This is a genomic window from uncultured Brachyspira sp. (assembly GCF_949287625.1).
Classification (GTDB): Bacteria; Spirochaetota; Brachyspiria; order Brachyspirales; family Brachyspiraceae; genus Brachyspira.
Map to the genome: position 1 here is coordinate 1 of NZ_CASEGO010000169.1, position 6785 is coordinate 6785.

The 6785-nt window shown below is 28.4% G+C and carries 5 protein-coding genes; 4 read left to right on the top strand and 1 reads right to left on the bottom strand.

The features are described from left to right. Window positions 1-283: 283 nt before the first annotated feature. Window positions 284-769, bottom strand: a complete 486-nt coding sequence (gene coaD, locus Q1X91_RS15120; RefSeq protein ID WP_300759368.1) for a pantetheine-phosphate adenylyltransferase — start codon at window positions 767-769, stop codon at window positions 284-286. A 470-nt stretch (window positions 770-1239) separates the two neighbouring features. Here coaD and Q1X91_RS15125 point away from each other — a divergent pair, with 470 nt between their 5' ends. From Q1X91_RS15125 to Q1X91_RS15140, 4 genes are all read left to right on the top strand, one after another. Continuing rightward, window positions 1240-1653, top strand: a complete 414-nt coding sequence (locus Q1X91_RS15125; protein WP_300759370.1) for a thioesterase family protein — start codon at window positions 1240-1242, stop codon at window positions 1651-1653. Between the two features lie 21 nt (window positions 1654-1674). Then, complete coding sequence (locus Q1X91_RS15130; protein ID WP_300759373.1) at window positions 1675-1980, top strand: hypothetical protein; 306 nt, start codon at window positions 1675-1677, stop codon at window positions 1978-1980. Between the two features lie 16 nt (window positions 1981-1996). After that, complete coding sequence (locus tag Q1X91_RS15135) at window positions 1997-2419, top strand: F0F1 ATP synthase subunit epsilon (RefSeq protein ID WP_300759375.1); 423 nt, start codon at window positions 1997-1999, stop codon at window positions 2417-2419. A gap of 105 nt (window positions 2420-2524) precedes the next feature. Further along, entirely contained in the window at window positions 2525-6481 is a 3957-nt protein-coding gene (locus tag Q1X91_RS15140; protein WP_300759377.1) for a tetratricopeptide repeat protein, read from the top strand. Window positions 6482-6785: the final 304 nt, after the last annotated feature.

The following is a 6785-nucleotide window of genomic DNA, read 5'->3' on the forward strand; positions in this document are numbered from 1 at the left end:
AATATATAGCTACATATTATATATTAAAACAATAGAAAGTCAATCTATGTTAGTTGCTTAGCATGGGTTGGCTTAAAAAATAATTAAAATATATAGTATTATACTAATAATAAAAAAGCATTAAATAAATATTTTGTTATTATTTTAAACTTGATATTAATTTTGTATGATTAAATTATTATATACATAAAATTCGTAAGTAATTTTACTTTTTGATAAAGTTTAACTTTTCATTATATTTTTATATATTCACCGATTATCTTTTCGATAATTAAATACATTCTTATTTTATGAATTTAGTTTTTATATCTTCAACTAAAATTTCAGGTACTAATCCCTCAATAGATCCGTTAAATTTTAGTATTTCTTTTATTAAAGAAGAACTTATATAAGCATAATTTTCAGATGTATGTAAAAATATAGTATCCATTTCTGGATATAACAGCTTATTCATTCTTGACATTTTTAATTCATAATATAAATCTTCGCTGTCTCTTATTCCTCTTGCTAATACTCTTATATCATTTTGTTTCATATATTCTGTAACAAGTCCAGATATTGATACTATTTCTATAGTGTCGTTTTTTCCTACTACTTTTTTTATCATATTTATTCTTTCTTCTGTAGTAAAAGTAGGGGATTTCTCTAAATTAACAGCTACAGATATATAAACTTTTTCAAATATATCAGCAAGTCTATAAAGAACATCAAGGTGTCCTAATGTGAAAGGGTCAAAAGTACCCGGAAATATTACTTTTCCATTTTTCATAATAATAAATTATATACAAAATTAATATAATATCAACAAAAAAGCATTATTTTTATATTATAAAAATTATAATAGACTTGTTTCAAAACTACTTGACAAACAATTTCACAAGTTTACTATTTTATGTTAAATTAAATAATATTGATTATTGCTTAATTAAATGTTTTACATGTTGTATAAATTATGTATTTAAACTACAAAATGCAGTTTTTTTGGTTCTTTTATACCAATAAAAGAACTGGGGTTTTGCGAAGCACGCAGAGCGATGGGCAAAGCCCCAACTATAATTTAAAAATATTAAATAAAAATTTATAAATATTAATAAATTTAGTTTTGAAACAAGTCTATCATATGTGTTGTATTTGTTTTAATTTTAATAATTTGAGTATATTTACAAGATATAAATTTGTATATAAGTTATTATATGTTATAATATTAGGCAATATTTATCAATTATTAGGAGTTATTTTATGGCTCATGTTAATAAAACGGAAATAAGAGTAATATATGCTGATACTGATCAAATGGGAGTAGTTTATCATTCTAATTATCTAAGATATTTTGAAATAGGAAGAACAGAACTTTTACGCGAGCTTGGTATTTCATATAGAGATATGGAAGAAAAATATAATATAATGCTTCCAGTAAAAGAGGCATTTGTAGATTATAAGGTTTCCATAAAATACGATGATGTTATAGTTGTTTATACAAGCGTAGAAAAACTAAAAAATGTATCATTAAAATTAAAATATGAAATAAGAAGCAAAGAAAATGAAAATATACTATATAGTACAGGCTATACTCTTCATCCATTTGTAAATAGGAGAGGAGAGATAGTAAAACCAGATGATTATCTATATGAAATAATGTCTAAAGGCAAGTAATTTTATTATCAGGGGGGAATTATGAATTGGCTTAATGTTGTATTAACAGTTCTTTCTTCAGCTAATATGGTAGGCGATATAGTAAAAAATACAGCTATGGAGAATAAGGCTAAAAAATTGTATGATAAAATAGATGAACGTGAAAAAGAGATAACTGAAAAAATAGAGGCTAAGGTAGGAAAAGAATTTCAGGCTGTTTATTCAGAGATTAATTCATTAAAAATAGTTGTACGTTTTTTATTTTTGGTTTCAATAATATTGCTTATTTTGTTTATATTATCATTGATATTTATTATTTTTATTTTAAAATATAAGAATATAATTTAATTTTGCGAGTTTGAATATGGCAGTTACTACTAAAAAAAATAAAAAGGCATTAACTTGTTCGGTAATCACTAGAAATGCTCCAATATTGAGATCTATACGTATAGATCATGTAGAAATACCTTCAAGTAACGGATATGTTTCTATATATTTAGATCATTGTCCATATATTGTACGTATAGGTTATGGAGAGCTTAGAGTATATAATGAAGAAAATAAACTTATCAATATGTATGTAGAAGACGGTATAGCTGAAGTTACTAATAATGTTGTTGGTATATTGGTAGAGCATGCTTTGTATCCTAAGGATATAGATACAGCACTTCTAAATGAAGAAATAAATAAATTATCAAAACAAATGGTTATCAATGCTGAAGAGGCTAGGAGAAATAACGAAAAAATTGATAAATTAAAAAAACAGATAGAAATTTCTTCTAAATAATATGCTATTGTGATTTTATTATTATCCGATAATTTAGTTGACATATTGTTATAGGTTTAATATAATTAATATGTTAACTAAAAAATTTACATTAGATGATTGAATATGCCTAAAATAGAAGATTTAGAAAGACTAGGAAGTATTGCTTTTTTAATAGGAAATAAAGCATTACCAAAAGAAATATCACAAGATGACTATGACCGTTTTAAGTCAGTCTTTACAGATGAACATATGGCAAGTTCTATGCCGGCAGAGGATAATGGTCTGCCTTCTATTGATGATTTAGATAGTTTGGATTTGCCTGATGATGAGATGGTACCGGAGGATAATAAGTCTTCTGATGATTTAGATTTACCTGAGGATTTATACGGTGGTGATGACTCCTTGAATGATTTGGGGGCTTTAGAATATTTAGATTTGTATGATAAGCCTAAAGATAAGGATAAGTCATCAAATAAAGAAGATGATCTAGGTCTGCCTGAGGATTTGGGTAATTCAGAAAATGAAAAATTATCAACCGATACAGATAATTTGGACTTACCAGAAAATGATGATAAATTATCAACTGATACAGATAATTTAGACTTACCAGAAAGTGATGAGAAATTGTCAGCCGATGTTGATAATTTGGACTTGCCAGAAAGTGATGAGAAATTGTCAGCCGATGTTGATAATTTGGACTTACCAGAAAATGATGAGAAATTATCAGCCGATGTTGATAATTTAGACTTACCAGAAAATGATGAGAAATTGTCAGCCGATGTTGATAATTTAGACTTACCAGAAAATGATGAGAAATTGTCAGCCGATGTTGATAATTTAGACTTACCAGAAAGCGATGAGAAATTATCAGCTGATGTTGATAATTTGGACTTACCAGAAAATGATGAGAAATTGTCAGCTGATACAGATAATTTAGACTTACCAGAAGATTTAGATGATAATGCATTACCAACAGATGATGATTTAGGTTTGCCAGAAGATTTAGACGATAATACATTAGCAGATGATGATGATTTAGGTTTGCCAGAAGATTTAGATGATAATGCATTACCAACTGATGACGATTTAGGTTTGCCAGAGGATTTAGATGATAATGCGTTACTAACTGATGATGATTTAGGTTTGCCAGAAGATTTAGATGATAATGCGTTACTAACTGATGATGATTTAGGTTTGCCTTTAGGTTTGCCAGAAGATTTAGATGATAATGCGTTACTAACTGATGATGATTTAGGTTTGCCTGAAGATAAAGAATTGGAAGATAAAATTGCAAAAGATATTAATGAAGCAGATTCCGTAAAAAATGATATAAAAGCTGATAAATTACCTGTATTAAATGATGAGCTTCCTTTACCTGATACATTACCTAATGTAGATGATGATTATCAAGATAATTCTATTGATGATTCATTAGAAAATGATGATAAAGAAAATGATTTGGGTATTGATGATATATCTGATAGTTTAGATGATATATTGGAAGATGATGACAATTTAGATGAACTTGATAATTTAGAGAACATCCTAGATGATGATGATAATTTAGATGATTCTGAGGAAGAAAAACCAGCAGAAAGTAAATCAGGAGATGATGAAAAAGAAGAGGAATCTAAAGATAGTGCAGATGATGATTTAGATAATTTATCATTAGATGATGCTGAGGAAGAAAAACCGGCAGAAAGTAAATCAGAAGATGATGAAAAAGAAGAAGAATCTAAAGATAGTGCAGATGATGATTTAGATTTGGATAATTTATCATTAGATGATTCTGAGGAAGAAAAACCAGCAGAAAGTAAATCAGAAGATGATGAAAAAGAAGAGGAATCTAAAGATAGTGCAGATGATGATTTAGATTTGGATAATTTATCATTAGATGATGCCGAGGAAGAAAAACCAGCAGAAAGTAAATCAGAAGATGACGATGCCGAGGAAGAAAAACCAGCAGAAAGTAAATCAGAAGATGACGAAAAAGAAGAGGAATCTAAGGATCATGCAGATGATGATTTAGATTTGGATATAGATAATTTAGATAAAGAAGAGCCTTCAAATAATGCTGTTTCTACTATAGTTGAAGGAGGAACATCTCTTCCAGCTCCTGAAACTGCTGATAATTTGCCTGCTTCAAAATATGATGATGTTGATAAGGATATAGATAAGGATAAAGTTTTAAATACTATTAAAAATCTTTCTCCTCTTACACAATACCATGTTTTGGATACTATACTTAATGAGAAAATAGATAAAGATTCAATGGAAACCTTGCTGAATGCTTTAGAGCGAGGCGAATCCAGCGAAAATATTACAGAGCTTTTAAATAAAGAATTAGGTTTGGGAATAAAAGAAGAGGGCAGAAAAAATGTAATAGACCTTATCCCTATACCAAATTCATTAAAAGATTATGGAAGAATAATAAGAGTTGCAGCAGTATTCTTAGTACTTTTTGTTGCTTTGGTAATACTTTCTTTCCAATTTATTTATAAACCAGTAATGGCAAATAAATATTATAAACAGGGACTTGTAAGTATATCAAACGGAGCTTATGATGAGGCAGAACGTAATTTTGCTGAGGGTGAGAGACTTAAGCCTAAACAAATAAAATGGTATAATAAATATGCTAGAGCCTATATTGACAGAGAAACTTTTAATAATGCTTTCAGTAAAATACAGGGTGCTTTAAATATTAAGCCTAGAGATTTTGAAACTAGAATAACATTCGGATACTATTATAGAAAGAAAGGCGAGAAAGAATTATCAGAAGAAGATTATGTATTGGGCGAACAATTATATGAAGATATGCTTGCTTATACAGGTAAGAAGAAAGAAAAAGAAACTATATACGATGAACGCGGTCTTCTTATGATAAGCAGAGCAAGAAATATGTTAGAACCTCAGTATTATGATATAGCTTATACTAATTATATTGATATGGTTACTTTCTTTGGAGACGGTGTTGTACCTAGAAAGAGAGCTATGCTTATAAAGATATATCAGGATAATTATGAGCATGTAAAAGCTTTGCAGGATCATATAGAGTTATTAAAACCAGGATATATAGACGATGAAGTTTATCCTAAATTGGCACAGTATTTGCTTGATAAAGATGATTTCTATGGTTCAAGAGTATTGTTTGAAAAACTTTTAACTGCTTATCCTAATAATTTGGAATCTATAGTTGGATATGCAGATTATGAAACTAGATTAAAACATTATGACAGAGCTATGGAATTGCTTAATACAGCAGCATTACCTTTGTATGAATCTAATCCTTTTAATAAGGGCAAAGAGTATGTTTATAATATGTTAGGTCAGATATATTATAATTTGGGAGAATACGGAAATGCTGTAAGAAACTTTAATGAGGCACTTGCTATTAATGAAGTATATCCAGACGCTAATTATAATTTGGGTAATGTTTACTTCTATAAAGATAAAGATTATGCTAAAGCCAAACAGTATTATCAAATGGCTTATGATAATTTAGCTCCGAATCTTAGAAGTGATCAGCTGCTTTATAACTTATCTTGGATATATTATTCAGATGGAGAATATGACAGTGCTTTTGAAGGATTTAATGCATTATTCCAGAAAAATCCTAGCAATAGTGTAGTATCTTATGCATTAGGTAATTCTCTTTTACATTTGGATAGAGCTAATTTGGCTAATGGTTTTTATAGAAATGCTTTAAGTCAGGTACTAGCTAAACGAAATAGTTTAGGAAGATTAGAAATGCGTACAGAGAGGGATTTTATACTTATAAGTTATTTGGCTAGCCTTTATAACAATATAGGTGTTTCTTATGCTTATAACGCGGCTGTTACAAATACTGTATTAAATGAACAAGAGGCATTTAAACATTTTGTTTTGGCAAGCGAATATTTTGACCAGATTAGAACCTCTAATATAGATTTGGAGAGAGCAGAAAAAAGGACTGTATTGGTTGATGATCAAAATATTGGAGCTGCTACATATAATATTATGTCTATGCAGTCTAAAAGAAATTTGAAAGAAACAACTGTTATAGATGATTATATACCTAAAGACATGTATTATATAAGATAATTTAAGATAATAGTAAAAGTTTGCATAAATTAAAGCAGGGCTTAGTATAGTAAAGTCCTGCTTTTTTATTACTGTCATTTATTTTTTATCATTTTTACTTTATCTTTTGCTGCTGCTTTAGTTGTATTTTTATTTGATTCTGTATATGCCTTAGTCAGCCGTACAATGAAAACAGTAAAAATATTGTCAAACTTAAGAATTTTTAGTATATACTGGAACGATTTCATTTTGTCAACTGATGTACATTATATAGAATTATCAACTTTTTTGCCGCACAAAAAAGTTTTTGCCAAAGGCACGCTTC